The organism is Kitasatospora sp. NPDC050463 (assembly GCF_040655255.1).
In the GTDB taxonomy this organism is placed as follows: domain Bacteria; phylum Actinomycetota; class Actinomycetes; order Streptomycetales; family Streptomycetaceae; genus Kitasatospora.
Genome location: NZ_JBFAJO010000017.1, coordinates 50115 through 68938, shown reverse-complemented (window position 1 = coordinate 68938; position 18824 = coordinate 50115). Strand labels below are relative to the sequence as shown.

The 18824-nt window shown below is 73.7% G+C and carries 14 protein-coding genes and 1 riboswitch; of the genes, 11 read left to right on the top strand and 3 right to left on the bottom strand.

Annotated elements, in window-relative coordinates; genetic code table 11:
* Positions 1-132: 132 nt before the first annotated feature.
* From AB0J08_RS13570 to AB0J08_RS13535, 8 genes are all read left to right on the top strand, one after another.
* Positions 133-1041, top strand: a complete 909-nt coding sequence (locus AB0J08_RS13570; RefSeq protein ID WP_360631846.1) for a TetR family transcriptional regulator — start codon at positions 133-135, stop codon at positions 1039-1041.
* Between the two features lie 366 nt (positions 1042-1407).
* Positions 1408-2778 carry a crotonyl-CoA carboxylase/reductase gene (ccrA, locus tag AB0J08_RS13565; RefSeq protein ID WP_360631843.1) on the top strand — a complete coding sequence of 457 codons (1371 nt, stop codon included), beginning with the start codon at positions 1408-1410 and terminating at the stop codon, positions 2776-2778.
* Between the two features lie 9 nt (positions 2779-2787).
* Complete coding sequence (locus AB0J08_RS13560) at positions 2788-4818, top strand: protein meaA (protein WP_360631840.1); 2031 nt, start codon at positions 2788-2790, stop codon at positions 4816-4818.
* Between the two features lie 24 nt (positions 4819-4842).
* Positions 4843-5805, top strand: a complete 963-nt coding sequence (locus AB0J08_RS13555; RefSeq protein ID WP_360631837.1) for a CoA ester lyase — start codon at positions 4843-4845, stop codon at positions 5803-5805.
* A gap of 19 nt (positions 5806-5824) precedes the next feature.
* Positions 5825-6328, top strand: a complete 504-nt coding sequence (locus tag AB0J08_RS13550) for a MaoC family dehydratase (RefSeq protein ID WP_360631834.1) — start codon at positions 5825-5827, stop codon at positions 6326-6328.
* A 185-nt stretch (positions 6329-6513) separates the two neighbouring features.
* Positions 6514-7716, top strand: a complete 1203-nt coding sequence (locus AB0J08_RS13545) for an acyl-CoA dehydrogenase family protein (RefSeq protein ID WP_360631831.1) — start codon at positions 6514-6516, stop codon at positions 7714-7716.
* Between the two features lie 507 nt (positions 7717-8223).
* A complete protein-coding gene (locus AB0J08_RS13540) occupies positions 8224-8916 on the top strand; it encodes a phosphatidylserine decarboxylase (protein WP_360631828.1) in 693 nt (230 codons plus the stop codon).
* A gap of 40 nt (positions 8917-8956) precedes the next feature.
* Positions 8957-9781, top strand: coding sequence for a CDP-alcohol phosphatidyltransferase family protein (locus tag AB0J08_RS13535; RefSeq protein ID WP_360632028.1), 825 nt, complete (start codon positions 8957-8959; stop codon positions 9779-9781).
* Between the two features lie 98 nt (positions 9782-9879).
* On the opposite strand, the gene AB0J08_RS13530 is transcribed toward AB0J08_RS13535, so the two are convergent.
* The 3 genes from AB0J08_RS13530 to AB0J08_RS13520 form a co-directional block, all read right to left on the bottom strand.
* The gene (locus AB0J08_RS13530) at positions 9880-11205 is read right to left on the bottom strand and encodes a hypothetical protein (RefSeq protein ID WP_360631825.1); all 1326 of its coding nucleotides are present in this window, start codon (positions 11203-11205) and stop codon (positions 9880-9882) included.
* A gap of 451 nt (positions 11206-11656) precedes the next feature.
* Positions 11657-12772 carry an alpha/beta fold hydrolase gene (locus tag AB0J08_RS13525; RefSeq protein WP_360631822.1) on the bottom strand — a complete coding sequence of 372 codons (1116 nt, stop codon included), beginning with the start codon at positions 12770-12772 and terminating at the stop codon, positions 11657-11659.
* Between the two features lie 174 nt (positions 12773-12946).
* On the bottom strand, positions 12947-13663 hold the full coding sequence (locus AB0J08_RS13520; RefSeq protein WP_360631819.1) for a helix-turn-helix transcriptional regulator: 717 nt from the start codon (positions 13661-13663) through the stop codon (positions 12947-12949).
* A gap of 240 nt (positions 13664-13903) precedes the next feature.
* A riboswitch (cobalamin riboswitch) is annotated at positions 13904-14067 on the top strand.
* A gap of 95 nt (positions 14068-14162) precedes the next feature.
* Here AB0J08_RS13520 and AB0J08_RS13515 point away from each other — a divergent pair.
* The 3 genes from AB0J08_RS13515 to AB0J08_RS13505 are packed head-to-tail and all read left to right on the top strand — an operon-like array spanning position 14163 to position 18824.
* Complete coding sequence (locus AB0J08_RS13515; RefSeq protein ID WP_360631816.1) at positions 14163-15134, top strand: cobalamin biosynthesis protein; 972 nt, start codon at positions 14163-14165, stop codon at positions 15132-15134.
* Positions 15131-16672, top strand: a complete 1542-nt coding sequence (locus tag AB0J08_RS13510; RefSeq protein WP_360631813.1) for a cobyric acid synthase — start codon at positions 15131-15133, stop codon at positions 16670-16672. Before AB0J08_RS13515 ends, AB0J08_RS13510 begins: the two co-directional genes overlap by 4 nt.
* Positions 16665-18824, top strand: a complete 2160-nt coding sequence (locus AB0J08_RS13505; RefSeq protein WP_360631810.1) for a putative cobaltochelatase — start codon at positions 16665-16667, stop codon at positions 18822-18824. The genes AB0J08_RS13510 and AB0J08_RS13505 overlap by 8 nt, the downstream gene beginning before the upstream one ends.

Here is an 18824-nt window from a genome sequence, read left to right as displayed (position 1 = left end):
CCGCCGCGCACCGGCTGGAGCCCCGGGGCGGTGTCGGCGCGCTGGCCGAGACCGGCCGTGACCGGCCCGGTCGCACCGGTACGGCGGGGAAGGCCCGCGGCGCCGGCCCCGGGGGCGTGTAGCGTTCCGGGCATGGATCGGGTTCAGTCAGCCTCCCCTCAGCACTCCGCCGTACCGCGCGGCGCCGACCGGCCGGTCGCGCCCGGCGCCGAGGGGGGCCCGGGCAGCCGCCGGGCGGCCGCACAGCGCCAGCAGATGCGTCAGGACCTGGCCACGGCCGCGATGGAGCTGTTCGCGTCGCAGGGCTACGAGGAGACCACGGTCGACCAGATCGCCGCGGCCGCCGGGGTGGCCCGGCGGACCTTCTTCCGGTACTTCCGGTCCAAGGAGGAGGCGATCTTCCCGGACCACGACGACACCCTGGTTCGGGTGGCCGACCTGCTGGCCAGCGCCGAGCCCGACGAGCACCCGCTGGACGTGGTCTGCCGGGGCATCAAGGAGGTGCTGCGGATGTACGCCTCCACCCCGGCGGTCTCGGTCGCCCGGTACCAGCTGATCCGTCAGGTGCCGGCGCTGCGCGAGCGGGAGATCGCCGTGGTGGCCCGGTACGAGCGGCTGTTCACCCGCTACCTGCTGGGCCGGTTCGACACCGGCGGCGAGATCCCCTCGGGCTGGCAGCGGGCCGGCGAGGACGACTCGATGCTGGCCGAGGTGTCGGCGGCGGCGGTCGTCGCGGCCCACAACCACGTGCTGCGGCGCTGGCTGAGGGCCGGCGGCCGGGGTGACGTGGAGGCGCAGCTGGACCACTCCTTCGAGGTGATCCGGCGGACCTTCTGGGCCTCCGCCCCGCCCGGGGTGAGACGGCGCGGGTCCCTGGTGGCACCCGGTGCCAGTGTGACACTCCTGGAGGAGGCGGCCGCGAGCGCACTGAGTGCCAGCCCCGGAGGTGAGGTACTCATCACAGTGGCCCGGACCGACGCCCCGCTGGACGTCGTGGTGGACAGCATCCGCGCCGCGCTGAGCAGTGCCAGAGAGGCCTGACCAGCAGCGTTTCCGCAGGTCGAGAAGTATTGAGGGCCCGTACCGGATCTCCGGTGCGGGCCCTCTCCGCGTCCGCCGGGAGGCCCTCGAACGCGGATTTGATTCACCTGAATTGGTGACACCCGGTGTCTTTACGAGTGGCACAGGGTGCCACTACCTTGTTACCCACCAGTCGCGGCGCCGCGGCTCCCCACCTCGGCGCGCCGTCGTCCGGTGCTCCCACACCCCGGGAGCCGTGTGCCAGCCAGGTCCACCGCAAGGCCCCTTGCCAGACCACCAACCACCCATCTCAGCGAAGCCGGTGTCCGCTCCCGGCTCCCCCAGACGCCCTGTGCCCCTCACACAGGTACGCCTTCGGAGGCAGCCATGAAGGAAATCCTCGACGCGATCCTCAGCTCCGACAGCACCGCGGCGGACTTCGCCGCGCTCAAGCTGCCGGAGTCCTACCGGGCGGTGACGCTCCACAAGGACGAGGAGCAGATGTTCGCCGGCCTCGACAGCCGCGACAAGGACCCCCGCAAGTCCCTCCACCTCGACGAGGTCGCCCTGCCCGAGCTGGGCCCGGGCGAGGCCCTGGTCGCCGTCATGGCCAGTGCCGTGAACTACAACACCGTGTGGAGCTCGATCTTCGAGCCGGTCTCCACCTTCGGCTTCCTGGAGCGCTACGGCCGGCTCTCCCCGCTCACCAAGCGCCACGACCTGCCGTACCACGTGGTCGGCTCGGACCTCGCGGGCGTGGTGCTGCGCACCGGCGCCGGGGTCAACGCCTGGAAGCCGGGCGACGAGGTCGTCGCGCACTGCCTCTCGGTCGAGCTGGAGTCCTCCGACGGCCACAACGACACGATGATGGACCCGGAACAGCGGATCTGGGGCTTCGAGACCAACTTCGGCGGCCTGGCCCAGCTGGCCCTGGTGAAGACCAACCAGCTGATGCCCAAGCCCGCCCACCTGACCTGGGAGGAGGCCGCCTCCCCCGGCCTGGTCAACTCCACCGCCTACCGCCAGCTGGTCTCGCAGAACGGCGCGGGCATGAAGCAGGGCGACAACGTGCTGATCTGGGGCGCCAGCGGCGGCCTCGGCTCGTACGCCACCCAGTACGCGCTGGCCGGCGGCGCGACCCCGATCTGCGTGGTCTCCAACGACCAGAAGGCCGAGATCTGCCGGGCCATGGGCGCCGAGGCGATCATCGACCGCTCCGCCGAGGGCTACCGGTTCTGGAAGGACGAGAACACCCAGGACCCGCGCGAGTGGAAGCGCCTGGGCGGCCGGATCCGCGAGCTGACCGGCGGCGAGGACGTGGACATCGTCTTCGAGCACCCGGGCCGCGAGACCTTCGGCGCCTCGGTGTACGTCACCCGCAAGGGCGGCACCATCGTCACCTGCGCCTCCACCTCCGGCTTCATGCACCAGTACGACAACCGCTACCTGTGGATGTCGCTGAAGAAGATCGTCGGCTCGCACTTCGCCAACTACCGCGAGGCCTGGGAGGCCAACCGCCTGGTGGCCAAGGGCAAGATCCACCCGACCGTGTCCAAGGTCTACAGCCTCGACCAGACCGGCCAGGCCGCCCTGGACGTGCACCACAACAAGCACCAGGGCAAGGTCGGCGTGCTCTGCCTCGCCCCGTCCGAGGGCCTGGGCGTGCGCAACGCCGAGCTGCGCGAGAAGCACCTGCCCGCGATCAACCTGTTCCGCGAGGCCTCCGAGCGGACCGAGCGGTCCAGCCGCGACATCTAAGGCGATCCGATGACTGATCAGAAGCGTGATCGGCCCTGGCTGATGCGGACCTACGCGGGGCACTCGACCGCGAGCGACTCCAACGCGCTCTACCGCAAGAACCTCGCCAAGGGCCAGACCGGCCTCTCGGTGGCCTTCGACCTGCCGACCCAGACGGGCTACGACTCCGACCACATCCTCGCCCGCGGCGAGGTCGGCCGGGTCGGCGTGCCGGTGGGCCACGTCGGGGACATGCGCACCCTGTTCGACGGCATCCCGCTCGAACAGACCAACACCTCCATGACGATCAACGCCACCGCGATGTGGCTGCTGGCGCTCTACCAGGTGGTCGCCGAGGAGCAGGGCGCCGACATCGCCAAGCTCACCGGCACCACCCAGAACGACATCGTCAAGGAGTACCTGTCGCGCGGGACGCACGTCTTCCCGCCCGGGCCGTCCGTGCGTCTGATCACCGACATGATCGCCTACACGGTCGGGAACATCCCCAAGTGGAACCCGATCAACATCTGCAGCTACCACCTGCAGGAGGCCGGGGCCACCCCGGTCCAGGAGATCGCCTACGCGATGTGCACCGCGATCTCGGTGCTGGACGCGGTGCGCGACTCCGGCCAGGTGCCGGCCGAGCGGATGGGCGAGGTGGTCGCCCGGATCTCCTTCTTCGTCAACGCCGGCGTGCGCTTCGTCGAGGAGATGTGCAAGATGCGCGCCTTCGCCCAGCTCTGGGAGAAGGTCACGCTGGAGCGCTACGGAATCCAGGACGCCAAGCAGCGCCGCTTCCGTTACGGGGTCCAGGTCAACTCGCTGGGCCTGACCGAGGCGCAGCCGGAGAACAACGTCCAGCGGATCGTGCTGGAGATGCTCGCCGTCACGCTCTCCAAGGACGCCCGGGCCCGGGCCGTGCAGCTGCCCGCCTGGAACGAGGCGCTCGGCCTGCCCCGTCCGTGGGACCAGCAGTGGTCGCTGCGGATCCAGCAGGTGCTCGCCTACGAGTCCGACCTGCTGGAGTACGGGGACATCTTCAACGGCTCCGAGGTGATCGAGACCAAGACCGCCGCGCTGCTGGCCGGCGCGGAGGCCGAGATCGCCAAGGTGCTGGAGATGGGCGGGGTCATCCCGGCCGTCGAGTCCGGCTACCTCAAGTCCAACCTGGTCGCCTCGCACGCCGCCCGCCGGGCCCGGATCGAGTCCGGCGAGGACAAGATCATCGGGGTCAACTGCTTCGACACCACCGAGGAGAGCCCGCTCACGGCCGACCTCGACACCGCGATCATGGTGGTCGACCCGGCCTCCGAGCAGTCCGTGCTCGCCGCCCTTGAGCAGTGGCGCGGGGGCCGCGACGAGGCCGCCGTCCAGCTGGCCCTGGACGAGCTGAAGCGCGTCGCGGTCACCGAGGCCAACCTGATGCCCGCCACGCTCGCCTGCGCCCGCGCCGGGGTCACCACCGGCGAGTGGTCCTTCGCCCTGCGCGAGGTCTTCGGCGAGTACCGCGCGCCCACCGGCGTCGGCGGTGCCCCGGTCGCGGTGGCGGCCGAGCCCGGCGGCGAGCTGGCCGCCGTCCGCGAGGCGGTCACCGCGACCGCCGCCGAGCTGGGCGCCGGCAAGCTGCGCCTGCTGGTCGGCAAGCCCGGCCTGGACGGGCACTCCAACGGAGCCGAGCAGATCGCCGTCCGGGCCCGCGACGCCGGGTTCGAGGTGGTCTACCAGGGCATCCGGCTGACGCCCGAGCAGATCGTCTCCGCCGCCGTCGCGGAGGACGTGCACTGCGTGGGCCTGTCGATCCTCTCCGGGGCCCACCCCGAGCTGGTACCCGACGTCCTGCACCGGCTGCGCCGGGCCGGGGTGGAGGATGTGCCAGTGATCGTGGGTGGCATCATCCCGGCAGCGGACGGCGAGGCTCTCAAGGCCGCCGGCGTCGCTGCCGTGTTCACCCCGAAGGACTTCGGCATCACGACCATCATCGGCCGGATCGTGGACGAGATCCGGCTGGCCAACAGGCTCCAGCCGTGGACGCCCGCAGCCGCCGCGACGACCACCAGCTGACCCCGGAAGGACTGACCCACCCTCATGGCAACCGTCAACAGGCTCCGCCCCCGCCGCTCCTGCCTGGCCGTGCCGGGCTCCAACCCGCGCTTCCTGGAGAAGGCCCAGGGCCTCCCGGCCGACCAGGTCTTCCTCGACCTGGAGGACGCCTGCGCCCCGCTGGTCAAGGAGAGCGCCCGGCACCACATCGTCGACGCGCTGAACAACGGCGACTGGGGCAAGAAGACCAAGGTCGTCCGCGTCAACGACTGGACCACTCACTGGACGTACCGCGACGTGATCACGGTCGTCGAGGGCGCCGGGCCCAACCTCGACTGCATCATGCTGCCGAAGGTCCAGGACGCCGAGCAGGTCAAGGCGCTCGACCTGCTGCTCACCCAGATCGAGAAGACCATGGGCTTCGAGGTCGGCAAGATCGGCATCGAGGCGCAGATCGAGAACGCCAAGGGCCTGATCAACGTCGACGCGATCGCCGAGGCCTCCCCGCGCCTGGAGACGATCATCTTCGGCCCGGCCGACTTCATGGCCTCGATCAACATGAAGTCCCTGGTGGTCGGCGAGCAGCCGGCCGGCTACCCGGCCGACGCCTACCACTACATCCTGATGCGCATCCTGATGGCCGCCCGCGCCAACGACCTGCAGGCCATCGACGGCCCCTACCTGCAGATCCGCAACCAGGAGGGCTACCGCGAGGTGGCCGGCCGCGCCGCCGCGCTCGGCTTCGACGGCAAGTGGGTGCTCCACCCGGACCAGGTCGCCGCCGCGAACGAGATCTTCTCGCCCTCGCAGGAGGACTACGACCACGCCGAGCTGATCCTCGACGCCTACGACTGGTGCACCTCCGAGGCGGGCGGCGCCAAGGGCTCCGCGATGCTCGGCGACGAGATGATCGACGAGGCCAGCCGCAAGATGGCCCTGGTCATCGCCGGCAAGGGCCGCGCCGCCGGGTTCCAGCGCACCTCCAAGTTCGAGCCCCCGCAGGCCTGACCTCCTAAGGACCACTGAGATGCAGTTCGGACGCACCTACGAGGAGTTCGAGGTCGGCGCTGTCTACAAGCACTGGCCCGGCAAGACGGTCACCGAGTACGACGACCACCTCTTCTGTCTGCTCACCATGAACCACCACCCGCTCCACATGGACACCAACTATGCGGAGAAGACGACCGACTTCGGCAAGAACGTCGTGGTGGGCAACTACATCTACTCGCTGCTGCTCGGCATGTCCGTCCCGGACGTCTCCGGCAAGGCGATCGCCAACCTGGAGATCGAGTCGCTGCGCCACATCGCGCCGACCTTCCACGGCGACACCCTCTACGGCGAGACCGTCGTGCTCGACAAGTGGCCCTCCAAGTCCAAGGACGACCGCGGCATCGTGTACGTCGAGACCAAGGGCTACAAGCAGGACGGCACGGTCGTCTGCATCTTCCGCCGCAAGGTGATGGTGCCGACCGCGACGTACATCAAGGAGCGCGGCGGCGAGCAGCCCGGCCGTCCCACTCCGCTGGCCTAGGCCCTGCCCGACCGAGCCCGCACTCCCACAGCTCCGGACGGGTAGGCCGCCGTCATCGGCCGATCCCCACCCCGGTACCGGGGGCCCTGCTGCCGCAGCCACGCCGGCAGGGCCCCCGGAAATCCCCCCCCCCCCCCGCCAGTTCTTCCCCCCACCCTCTTCCCTTTCGCCACAGGAGCCGCACGATGGGACGCCTCGCACAGACCGACGGCCTGACCGAGATCCAGCGGGACATCCTCGCCACCGTGCGGGATTTCGTCGACAAGGAGATCATTCCGGTCGCGACCGAACTGGAGCACAAGGACGAGTACCCCGCCGCCATCGTCGAGGGAATGAAGCAGCTCGGCCTCTTCGGGCTCACCATCCCCGAGGAGTACGGCGGCCTCGGCGAGTCGCTGCTCACCTACGCCCTGGTGGTGGAGGAGATCGCGCGCGGCTGGATGTCCGTCTCCGGCATCGTCAACACCCACTTCATCGTGGCCCACATGATCAACGCGCACGGCACCCAGGAGCAGAAGGACTACTTCCTGCCGAAGATGGCCGCCGGTGAAATCCGCGGCGCCTTCTCGATGTCAGAGCCGGGCCTGGGCTCCGACGTTTCCGCGATCTCCACCAAGGGCGTCAAGGACGGAGACTCCTACGTCCTCAACGGCCAGAAGATGTGGCTCACCAACGGCGGCACGTCCACCCTGGTCGCGGTGCTCTGCAAGACCGACGAGGGCGGCAGCTCCCCGTACAAGAACATGACCACCTTCCTGATCGAGAAGACGGCGGGCTTCGGCCCGAACCCGACCGTCCCCGGCCTCACCGTGCCCGGGAAGATCGAGAAGATGGGCTACAAGGGCGTCGACACCACCGAGCTGATCCTGCAGGACGTCCGCATCCCGGCCGACCGCGTCCTCGGCGGCGTCCCGGGCAAGGGCTTCTACCAGATGATGGACGGCGTCGAGGTCGGCCGGGTCAACGTGGCCGCGCGCGGCTGCGGGGTCGCCCGCCGCGCCTTCGAGCTGGGCATCTCCTACGCCCAGCAGCGGTCCACCTTCGGCAAGAAGATCGCCGAGCACCAGGCGATCCAGTTCAAGCTCGCCGAGATGGCCACCAAGGTCGAGGCCGCCCACCAGATGATGGTGATGGCCGCCCGCAAGAAGGACAGCGGCGAGCGCAACGACCTCGAGGCCGGCATGGCCAAGTACCTCGCCTCCGAGTACTGCAAGGAGGTCGTCGAGGACGCCTTCCGCATCCACGGCGGCTACGGATTCTCCAAGGAGTACGAGATCGAGCGCCTCTACCGCGAGGCTCCGATGCTGCTCATCGGTGAAGGTACTGCGGAGATCCAGAAGATGATCGTCGGACGTCGTCTGCTGGAGGAGTACCGCATCGCGGAGTGAGGACGACCAGCACGAAGACTCGCCCGGGCGGCGCGGTGACGCTCCGCGGGGCGGGTTGACGGCCCGGTGACGGCCGGTCGACGGGCGTGCGGGCCCGTCCCGGCACCCCGCCGTGCCACCAGGGCCCCGGCCTGGTCCGCCTGGGGTCCGGCACGGCTCCCGAAGCGGCCGTAGGGCGTACAGCTGCTGTCACGCGCCTTGCGGCCGCTTCGGCGCACCCGCCGCCCGCCCCCCGCGCCGACGCGCTCGGGGTTCCGTCGGCGTGCCTGTTGAGACAAGAGTCACCAGCCTCGCCAGGACCCTTGGGAACCGGAGCGGGGCGAGCTACGGTCGTATACACAGAACGCGCGGCTGCGCCGCACGCAGGACACATGAACGAACAGGCGGGTTGCCCACCCACCGTGTGCTCCCGATAGCATCCACCGGGACAGCAGCCGTCCCTCTATTACTCGATCCCCGCGGTGGCCCCCGTCCAGCGGCCATGATCCCCCGCGACAAAGGTCTTCGATGCCCATCAGCCCGTCCCCTCACACCTCCGTCACGGACCGCGATGCCCTCGCCGCCACGACGGCCGGTCGGCGACCCCGCGTGACCATCGCGCGCGGAGCCACCCCCTGGTTCGTCCCCACCCTCGCCACGGCCGCCGTGACCACCGCCCTCACCCGGCGCAACGGCGCGTGGGCCCTGGCGGCGGTACCCGCCTGTGCGCTCAGCGCGGGCATGCTGTGGTTCTTCCGCGACCCCGAGCGTGAGATCGGCACGGGCAGAGTGATCTCCCCCGCCGACGGCGTGGTGCAGAGCATCGACGCCTGGCCGGACGGCCGCACCCGGGTGGCGATCTTCATGAGCCCGCTCAACGTGCACGTCAACCGGGCGCCCCTGCCCGGCACCGTGACCTCCGTCGAGCACGTCGCGGGTGGCTTCGTGCCCGCGTTCAACAAGGACAGCGACCAGAACGAGCGGGTCGTCTGGCACTTCGACACCGAGCTCGGCGACATCGAGATGGTGCAGATCGCGGGGGCCGTGGCCCGCCGGATCGTGCCGTACGTCGACGCCGGTACCAAGGTCGAGCAGGGCGATCGGATCGGTCTGATCCGCTTCGGCTCCCGGGTCGACACCTACCTGCCGGCCGGCGTCGAGGTCGGCGTCGAGGTCGGCCAGAAGACCACAGCCGGGGTGACGCGCCTTGACCGTGACTGATCCTGAGACGATCGTCGGCCTGGACGACGAGGAGACGGCCCTGCGCCGCCGCCGCTGGGCGCGCGACCGCGAGCTGCGCGCCCCGCGCTCTCCTCAGCACCTGTCCACCGCCGACTTCCTGACCCTGGGGAACGCCGTCTGCGGCTTCCTGGCGATCTACTCGATCACCACCGGGGTCCTCGTCCCGCACATCACCAACCCGGACGCCGCGCCGGACAAGCACAGCGCCGCCACCGCGGTGACGCTGCTGTTGATCGGTTCGATGTGCGACCTCTTCGACGGGCTGGTGGCGCGCAAGCTGCGCTCCTCCGCCCTCGGGGCCGAGCTCGACAACCTGGCCGACCTGATCAGCTTCGGCATCGCGCCGGCCTACTTCGTCGCGGTCTGGGGCATGGTCTCGCCGGGCTCCGACAGCCGGCTCTCGGCGCTGATCGCGCTGACGGTGCTGCTGTCCGTGGTCCTGCGGCTGGCACGCTTCTCGGCCGTGAAGATGCGACCCGGGGTGTTCCAGGGCATGCCCTGCCCGATGGGCGCGATGACGGTGATCGCCATCGTGCTACTCGACCCGCCGTTCCTGCCCGGCCTGCTGGCCATCGCGGGCACCGCGTACCTGATGATGAGCCGGATCGAGTACCCGAAGCCGCAGGGGCTGCTGGCCACCGCCACGCTCTGCTGGATCGTGCTCTCGATCGGCTGCCTGGCGGCCTGGGCGACCGGTGCACCCGGCGGCGACACGCTGCTGCACATCGGCGCCTTCGCCCAGATCACGCTGGCCGCGATGGCCCCGCTGCTGGTGATCCGGCGCAAGGTCGGCCAGAAGGTCGGGGACGTCCGGGCGCGCCGCGCGGAGTCCCGGATCGGCTGATCCGACGGACGTACGACGAAGGGCCCGGATCCGCTGAGCGGATCCGGGCCCTTTCGCATGCCCTGCGGTCTGGGCCGGACGGTGGTCGAACCGGCCGGTCACGCCCCGCCGCGGTGGACGCTGAAGGCCGAGCGGCGGGCCGCCCGGGCCACCGCCGGGTCCGGGTGGACGCCGGAGACGGCGGTCAGCACCGAGGCCGCCCGGGGGTGGCCGGACTGCCGGGCGCGGGCGAACAGCCGGACCGGGTCGCCGGCCGAGGCACCCTCGACATGGCCCACCAGCAGCTCGGTCTCGCCGTGATCGAGCACGGCGGCCGCGGTGTCCACCCAGAGCCAGGCGGCGTCCTCCGCGCCCAGCACATCGGCCGGGGCGACGCCCTCGTCCGACTGCTCGGCCAACCAGAGCAGCGCGTAGGGGCGCAGCACGGGCGCGTCCACGGCGGCCCGGACGGCCTGCTCGGCGGTGGAGCCGGCCACCCGCAGCGCCTCGAAGGCGAGGCCGCGGACCAGGGCGTCGTCGCCCTGCGCGGCGTCCAGCAGCTCGGCCACCGCCCGGTCGGCCGGGCGGGCGGCCACCCAGGCGCGGAACTCGGCGCGGGCCGGGCCCGGCGAGTAGTCGGCGCAGGCGTTGAGCAGCTCGAAGGCGCTCTGCTCGATGTGCCCGGCGGCGGTCTGCGCGACGGTGCAGATCTCCTCGAGCTTGGCCCGCACCGCCCAGTGCCCGAGCGGGGAGAGCTCGGCGGCGTCGTCCTTGCGGACCACCGCGCCGACGGCGGCCAGGCCGTCCAGCATCCAGTCCAGGACGGCGGCCACGTCGGAGGGCGCGGCCGGGGTGTCGATCTGCGGCTCGCGGCAGGTGCCGCGGACGGCGGAGACCGCCGACGCGGCGTGCGGCACGGGCGAGAGGCCCAGCGCGCCGTCGCCGCCACCGACCCGACGCTCGTCCAGGCCCCGGCGCAGCAGCTCCAGCAGTTCGCTGTCGGCGACCGGGCCGGCCACCAGGTGCAGGAAGGAGAGCAGTTGCGGCGCCTGGTCGACGGCCTGCCCGGCGAGCACCGCGAAGACACCGCGCAGGGCGGCCGGCGGCACCGGGGCGAGCAGCGTCCAGGCGTCGAACAGGGCCGACCAGCCGCGGACCACGGCCTCGTCGTCGTGCTCCCAGGCGTGCAGGCGCCAGCCGGGGGCGGCGCCGCCGTCCCGGGCCTCGACCAGGCCGACCAGCAGGGCCTGGCCCCAGGCCCGGCTGGCGGCGCCCACCGTCATGGCGAGGGCGCGGCCGGCGGCCCGGGCGTCGTCGGGGAGCAGCTCGCCGCGCTTGTCGACCTCGGCGAGTTCACCGGCCCAGCGGGCGATGCGGACGGCGTCGATCAGCATCCGGCGGGCCAGCGGGGCGAGCTCGGCGGGAGCGGGGAAGCCTTCCGGCACCGGGACCCGGCCACGGCCGGGGGCGGGTGCGGGGCCTCGTCGGCGGGGTACGCCGGAGCCGCCCGGCCTGGCGCCGGCGGGGCGGTGGGCAGTTCCGGGGAGACGGGTCACCGTCGCACCGGAGCCGATCGTCGGCGGGAGCTGGGCATCACGGTCGCGCGGATTCCGAGACGTCACGTCGAGCAGTCTTCCCCTTGTACCGGCCTTCTGTCACATCCGATCGGCCCCGACCACCGGGAGGCGGTCACGGGGGGTCGACAAGATCGGGCAACAGAGGCCAAACCGCCTGGCCGGATCTGTATGACGCGGACACGCCAGCCTGGGGGCGGTGTGGCGGACGGGACGGGAGGAGACGGGCCGGCGGTGGCGCGGGGCGCCCTCGCCGAGGCTCCGGCCCCGGCGGCCGCGGGGGCCGGAGCGGCTGCGGCCGGAGCCCGGAGGCGGCCGCGACTCACATCAGTGGGGTGAGCCAGCGCCGCAGGTGCTCCTCGTAGCGGTCGGGGTCGGCGTTCCAGAGGCCGGCGTGCTCCCCGCCGGGGACGGCCTGGAGGCCGACCACGTCGGAGCGGCGGTCGGCGAGCCGGGCGGCGGCCTGCCAGGGGGCCAGCGCGTCGTCGGGGCTGTGCAGCAGGAGCGTGGGCACCCGCAGGTCGGTGCCGTCCGCGAGGCGGGCGAAGTCGGCCAGGTCCACACCGGCACGGCCCTCGGCCGCGAGCGCGCCCAGCTCGGCGGCGGCGCCCCGGTAGCCGGCCCGGGCGGCGCCCCGGCGGGCGGTGGCCGGCCAGTCGAGCACGGGCGAGTCCAGCACCAGGCCGCTGATCGAGGACGCCCAGGCGGAGCGGGCCGCGGTCTGGAGGACCATGGTCGCGCCGAGCGACCAGCCGTACAGGATCACCCGCCCGGCACCGCTGTCGAGGGCCAGCCGCAGGGCGGCCTCGACATCCCGCCACTCGGTCTCGCCGAAGTGACCGAGGCCGTCCGGGGAGGCCGGCGCGCCCTGGTCGCCGCGGTAGGTGACGGCGAGTACGGGCAGGGCGAGCCGGTGCAGGACGGGGATCACCGGGAGGCTCTGCTGCCGGTCGGCTCCGGGGCCGTGCACCAGGATCACCCAGGTGCCGCGCTTGCCGTCGAGCCACCAGGCGGGCAGCGCGCCCAGTTCGCCCTCGACGGCGGTCTCGGTGAACGGCAGGCCGAGTGCGACGGTCGGATCGCCGAGGTGGACCCGGGGGGTGAAGCGGACCGCGGTGCCGGGTGCCAGGGTGCCCCGGTCGGCGCGGACCAGCCGCCGGGTGACGCCCCGCTCGTCGGCGTGCAGGATCTCGTCGACCACCGCGTGCCCGCCGTCGGCCCACTCGACGGCCCAGCGGCCGGGGCGGGCGCTCTCGGCGCTGCGGGTGAAGGTGGCCCGTCCGGCGGCGAGGGTCAGCACCACGACGGGGCCGGCGGCCCGTTCGCGGGCGACCGCCGGGTGGACCATCCGCTCGGACGCCCTCCGGCCGATCAGCAGGACGGCGGCCCCGGTGCCGACGACGGCGGCCGCCACCGCGGCTGCGGTTCCCCAACGCATATCGCTCCCCGCTCTGTTGGTCGCGGACTGGGCACTGTGCCCACCAGTCCACTCGCGGGGACGGCGCCCGGCCACCGGACACGGCCGTCCGGGTCACGGCGGCACGGGATCGCCGCGCCGAGGCGGGGCGGGGCGCAGCGGGGCCGGGGCGGGGCCGGGGAAGCCCGCGGCCCGTCAGGCCGGGATCCCCGTCTCCAGCCGCCCCAGCAGCTCCCAGAACCGCTCGCCGAGCGGCCGGGCCCCCGGCGCCCCGGGGGTGCCCGCCGCCCGGGCCGGGGAGCCCCAGCTGCCGGCGCCCCAGTGCGAGGAGACCTGGTGCTCGTTCTGGAGCACCGTCAGCACGGCGGCGAGGTCGCCCTCGTGCACCGGCACGATCCGGCCGATCGCCCGGACGTGCGCCTGCCAGCGGCCGTCCACGGTCTGCCGCAGCCGCCGGTCCAGCTCCTGCGACCGGCCCGTCACCGCGACCAGCTCGCGCAGGGTCAGGCCGAGCGCCCGGGCCAGCGCGTACGTCTGCTCCTGGTCCCCGTCCCACCGGCCGGTCGCCTCGGCCTGCTGGTACTGCCGCAGGGCGATGCCGATCCGGCGGGCCGCGCTCTCCTGGTCGAGCTCCCGGGCGACCCGGAAGTCCCGCAGCCGGGCCGGGCGGACGCCCATCAGCTGGACCGGCGGGCACCAGAGCGCCCGGGCCAGCGCGATGAACTCCTCCTCGGCGGGGCGCAGCTCACCGCTCTCCCAGCCGAGCACGTGGGCGGGCACCAGCCGGACGCCGTGCGCGGCCATGCCCTCGGCCACCTGCTCGGGGGTCAGGCCGAGGCCGGCGCGGTGCGCGCGGGCGGCCGCGGGCGAGAAGGGCACCGGGGGCACGGCGGGTGGCTCTCTGCGTCGCATGGGACCAGACGGTAGGGCGTGGTTCGGCCGCCCCCCAGCCGCCGAACACACGAAGCGGGCCTGGAGGCTCCTCCGGGCGCCTGGACGATCCCACAGGCTGTCATGCCCCTGCAGGGGGTGCCGATCGGAGGTAGCGACGGGGCCGGGAAACCCTGCGGCGCTGTGACCAACCCCTCCGCGACCTCGGTTGACGCACGGTTCGACCGCGTGATGGGATCCTTCAGCCAAACGGAGGCATGCAGAGGAAGCCGGTGCGAGTCCGGCGCGGTCCCGCCACTGTCACCGGGGAGCACACTCGGAGTCCCTCCTTGCCCGCCACGGCACCGGAGGGGGCCCATCGCGGCGGGCCGTCACAAGCCGCTGGACGGCCCGGAAGTGCGCTCGCCCCGGAAGCCAGGAGACTCTCGCCCCCGGTACGTCGATCCAGGGCGCGGACCCTGAGTGAGGACACGCACGCGATGCAGGCTGCCCCGACCTTCCGAGCCCTCCGCTGTCCGCCGTGCGCCCGCTGACCCGCGCCGCCGCCTACGCGCTGGGCGCCGCCGCCGGGTACCTCGCCGACGCCCGCTTCGCCGACCCGCGCCGCGGCCACCCGGTGGCCGTCTTCGGCAGCGCGGCCGCCCGCCTGGAGCGCCGGATCCACCGCGACGACCGTGCCGTGGGCACCGCGTTCACCGCGCTCTGCGTGGGCGCCGTCGCGGCCGGCGCGGTGGCCGCCGACCGCACCCTGGGCCGCCGGCCGCTCGGACGGGCCGCGTTGACCGCCGCCGCGACCTGGACGGTGCTCGGCGGCACCTCGCTCACCCGCGAGGCCCGCACGATCGGACGCTCGCTCGCCGCTCACGACCTCGCGGCGGCGCGCGAGCGGCTGCCGCACCTGTGCGGACGCGACCCGAGCGCGCTCGACGAGCAGCAGATCGCCCGCGCGGTGGTCGAGTCGGTCGCCGAGAACACCGCCGACGCCGTGGTCAACGCGCTCGTCTGGGGGGCCCTCGCGGGGGCGCCCGGGCTGCTGGCGTTCCGCGCGGTCAACACCCTGGACGCGATGGTCGGTCACCGCTCGCCGCGCCACGTCCGGTTCGGCTGGGCCTCGGCCCGGCTGGACGACGTGGCGGGCTGGCCGGGCGCTCGGCTGACCGCGCTGCTGACGGTCGCCGCCGCGCCCGAGCCCCGGACGGCCTGGCGGGTCTGGCGCCGGGACGGCTCCGCCCACCCCAGCCCCAACGCGGGTCAGGCCGAGTCGGCCTTCGCCGGCGCCGTCGGCGTGCGCCTCGGCGGCACCCTGCGGTACGGCTCCCGGGTGGAGCACCGGCCGGTGCTGGGCGGCGAGCTGCGGCCGGTGACGGTGGACGACATCGAGCGCGCCTGCCGGCTCTCCCGCCGGGTGGGACTGCTGGCACTGGGTACGACCGTCGCCGGGCACGCCGTCGTGCAGGCACTCAAGGCGGGGAAGAGAAGGGGGAGCGCATGAGCAACGCACTGCTGGTCGCCGGGACGACCTCGGACGCCGGCAAGAGCGTGGTCACCGCGGGCATCTGCCGCTGGCTGGCCCGACAGGGCGTCGCCGTGGCGCCGTTCAAGGCGCAGAACATGTCGCTGAACTCCTTCGTCACCGCCGACGGCGCCGAGATCGGCCGCGCCCAGGCGATGCAGGCCCAGGCGGCCCGGGTGGAGCCCGAGGCGGCGATGAACCCGGTGCTGCTCAAGCCCGGCGCGGACGGTCGCAGCCAGGTGGTGCTGCTCGGCCGCGCGGTCGCCGAGGTCGGCGCACTGGACTACCGCGAACGCAAGCCCGTCCTGCTGGAGCGGGCCCTGGAGTGCCTGGCCGACCTGCGCCGCCGCTACGACGTGGTGGTCTGCGAGGGCGCCGGATCGCCCGCCGAGATCAACCTGCGCGACCGGGACATCGCCAACATGGGCCTGGCCACCGCCGCCGCCCTGCCGGTCGTGGTGGTCGGCGACATCGACCGGGGCGGCGTCTTCGCGGCGATGTACGGGACGCTGGCGCTGCTGTCGCAGGAGGACCAGCGGCATGTGGCGGGCTGGTTCGTCAACAAGTTCCGCGGCGACGCGCGGCTGCTGGCGCCCGGGCTGGAGATGCTGCGCGAGCTGACCGGCCGTCCGGTGCTGGGCACCCTGCCGATGCTGTCCGGGCTCTGGCTGGACGCCGAGGACTCCCTGGACCTCACCACCGTGGTGGACCGCACCGAGGGCCGTGGGCCGCTCGGCGCCGACGTGCTGCGGGTCGCCGTGGTGCGCTTCCCCCGGCTCTCCAACTTCACCGACGTGGACGCGCTGGCCCAGGAGCCCGGGGTGCTGGTCCGCTGGGCCACCCGGCCCGAGGAGCTGGCCGACGCCGACCTGGTGATCCTGCCCGGCACCCGGGCCACCGTGGCCGACCTGGCCTGGCTGCGCGAGCGCGGCCTGGAGCCGGCCCTGCGGGCCCGGGCCGCGGCCGGGCTGCCGGTCCTCGGCGTCTGCGGGGGCTACCAGATGCTGGCGCGCACCATCCACGACGAGGTCGAGTCCCGGGCCGGCGCCGTCGACGGCCTGGCCCTGCTGCCCACCCACGTCCGGTTCGGCGCCGAGAAGGTGCTCGCCCGGCCGCTCGGCCGGGCGTTCGGGCAGCCGGTCGCGGGGTACGAGATCCACCACGGCGTGGTGACCGTCGAGGGCGGCGCCGCGTTCGTCTCCGACGAGGACGGCCGGAGCCTGGACGGCTGCCGGGTCGGCGCGGTCTGGGGGACGACCTGGCACGGCGTGCTGGAGAACGACGCCTTCCGGCGCGAGCTGCTGCGCGAGGTGGCCGCGGCGGCGGGCCGGGCCTTCGTGCCCGCGCCGGACACGTCGTTCGCCGAGGCGCGCGAGGCCCGGCTGGACCGGCTGGGCGACCTGATCGAGGAGCACGCGGACACCGACGCGCTGTGGAAGCTGATCGAGGGCGGGGTGCCGGCCGCGGGTTCGCTGCCGTTCCTGCCGCCCGGGGCCCCCTTGGAGAATCATGAGTGACGTCCGCTACCCCTTCACGGCCATCGTCGGGATGGCCGACCTGCGGCTCGGGCTGCTGCTCAACGCGGTCTCCCCGGCCGTCGGCGGCGTGCTGGTGCGCGGCGAGAAGGGCACCGCCAAGTCGACCATGGTGCGTGCGCTGGCCGGCCTGCTGCCGTCCATCGCCGCCGTCGACGGCTGCCGCTTCGCCTGCGACCCGGTCGCACCGGACCCGAACTGCCCGGACGGCGCGCACGACGGCGCCGAGGAGCACCACCGGCCGGCCCGGCTGGTCGAGCTGCCGGTCGGCGTCTCCGAGGACCGGATCGTCGGCTCGCTGGACCTGGAGCGCGCGCTGGCCGAGGGCGTCAAGGCGTACGAGCCCGGTCTGCTGGCCCGGGCGCACCGGGGCGTGCTCTACATCGACGAGGTCAACCTCCTCCAGGACCACGTGGTGGACCTGTTGCTGGACGCGGCAGCGATGGGCCGCTCCTACGTGGAGCGCGAGGGCGTCTCGGTCCGGCACGCGGCGCGGTTCCTGCTGGTCGGCACGATGAACCCGGAGGAGGGCGAGCTGCGCCCCCAGCTGCTCGACCGGTTCGGCCTGACCGTGGAGATCGCCGCCACCCGGGAGCCGGCGGAGCGCGCCGAGGTGGTCCGCCGCCGGCTGGCGTACGACGCCGACCCGACCGGTTTCGCCGCGCGGTTCGCCGCGGACGAACGCTCGCTCGCCGAGCGGATCACCGCGGCGCGGGAGCTGCTGCCCGCGGTCGTGCTGACCGACGTGGCGCTGCGCCAGATCACCGCCGTCTGCGCCGCGTTCGAGGTGGACGGGCTGCGCGCGGACATCGTGATGGCCCGCACCGCCGTCGCCCTGGCCGCCTGGGCCGGCCGCACCGAGGTGCTGGAGGAGGACGTCCGCAAGGCCGCCCAGCTGGCCCTGCCGCACCGCCGCCGGCGCAACCCCTTCGACGCGCCCGGCCTGGACGAGGAGCAGCTGGACCGGACGCTGGCGGAGCACGCCCAGCCCGAGGACACCGAGCCCGAGGACGGCCGGCCCGAGGAGCCGCCGGCCGAGCGGCCGGAGTCCGAGCAGGGCTCCGAGGGCGACGACCCCCGGGGCGACGGCCCCGACGGCGGCGGACCGCAGGACGACGGCCCGGGCCCGGACGGCGGCGGCCCCGACAACGGCGGCGGCGCACCCGCGCCCGCGCCCGCGGACACGCCCGACGGTTCCGCGGCCGCCGAGCCCGAGCCGGCGGCACCGGCCGGCGGGGAGCCGGTTCCGCAGCAGGGCCGGGGCGGCGCGCCGGAGTCCGCGCCGGTCGCGGCCGGCGATCCGTACCGCACCCGGCTGTTCAAGGTGGAGGGCACCGGCAAGGGCGCCCAGGGCCGCCGCTCCCCCGCCGAGACCGACGGCGGCCACACCATCCGCGCCCGCCGCCCGCAGGGGCGGCTCGCCCGGCTGCACCTGAGCGCCACCCTGCAGGCCGCCGCGCCGCACCAGGTGGCGCGCGGGCGGGCCTCGCGCGCGCTGCTGCTGCACAAGGACGACTTCCGCGAGCAGGTCCGCCAGGGCCGCGAGTCCAACCTGGTGCTGTTCGTGGTGGACGCCTCCGGCTCGATGGCGGCCCGGCAGCGGATGACCGCCGTCAAGGGCGCCGTGCTCTCGCTGCTGATGGACGCCTACCAGCGCCGCGACAAGATCGGCATGATCACCTTCCGCGGCGCGAGCGCCGAGCTGGCGCTGCCGCCGACCTCCTCCGTCGAGGTGGGCGCGGCCCGGCTGGAGCGGCTGCCCACCGGCGGCCGGACCCCGCTGGCGGCCGGGCTGCTGCGGGCCCACGAGGTGCTGCGGGTCGAGCGGATGCGCGACCCGCACCGCCGCCCGCTGCTGGTCGTGGTGACCGACGGCCGGGCGACCGGCTCCCGCGACGCCGTCGCCGCGTCCCACCGGGCCGCCGAGCTGTTCACCGCCCAGGGCGTGGCGAGCGTGGTGCTCGACTGCGAGTCCGGTCCGGTGCGGCTCGGCCTGGCCCGCACGCTGGCCGCCCGGCTGGGCGCCACCGCCGTGACCCTGGACGAGCTGCGGGCCGAAGGCGTGGCCTCGCTCGTCCGCGACAACCGTGCCAACCGTGCCAACCGAGCCACCCCGATGCGAAAGGCGGCCTGA

Bases quoted from the DNA above. Each gene is read 5' to 3' on its own strand.
- AB0J08_RS13570 (WP_360631846.1), top strand. From the start codon at position 133: ATGGATCGGGTTCAGTCAGCCTCCCCTCAGCACTCCGCCGTACCGCGC.
- ccrA (WP_360631843.1), top strand. From the start codon at position 1,408: ATGAAGGAAATCCTCGACGCGATCCTCAGCTCCGACAGCACCGCGGCG.
- AB0J08_RS13560 (WP_360631840.1), top strand. From the start codon at position 2,788: ATGACTGATCAGAAGCGTGATCGGCCCTGGCTGATGCGGACCTACGCG.
- AB0J08_RS13555 (WP_360631837.1), top strand. From the start codon at position 4,843: ATGGCAACCGTCAACAGGCTCCGCCCCCGCCGCTCCTGCCTGGCCGTG.
- AB0J08_RS13550 (WP_360631834.1), top strand. From the start codon at position 5,825: ATGCAGTTCGGACGCACCTACGAGGAGTTCGAGGTCGGCGCTGTCTAC.
- AB0J08_RS13545 (WP_360631831.1), top strand. From the start codon at position 6,514: ATGGGACGCCTCGCACAGACCGACGGCCTGACCGAGATCCAGCGGGAC.
- AB0J08_RS13540 (WP_360631828.1), top strand. From the start codon at position 8,224: ATGCCCATCAGCCCGTCCCCTCACACCTCCGTCACGGACCGCGATGCC.
- AB0J08_RS13525 (WP_360631822.1), bottom strand. From the start codon at position 12,772: ATGCGTTGGGGAACCGCAGCCGCGGTGGCGGCCGCCGTCGTCGGCACC.
- AB0J08_RS13520 (WP_360631819.1), bottom strand. From the start codon at position 13,663: ATGCGACGCAGAGAGCCACCCGCCGTGCCCCCGGTGCCCTTCTCGCCC.
- AB0J08_RS13510 (WP_360631813.1), top strand. From the start codon at position 15,131: ATGAGCAACGCACTGCTGGTCGCCGGGACGACCTCGGACGCCGGCAAG.
- AB0J08_RS13505 (WP_360631810.1), top strand. From the start codon at position 16,665: ATGAGTGACGTCCGCTACCCCTTCACGGCCATCGTCGGGATGGCCGAC.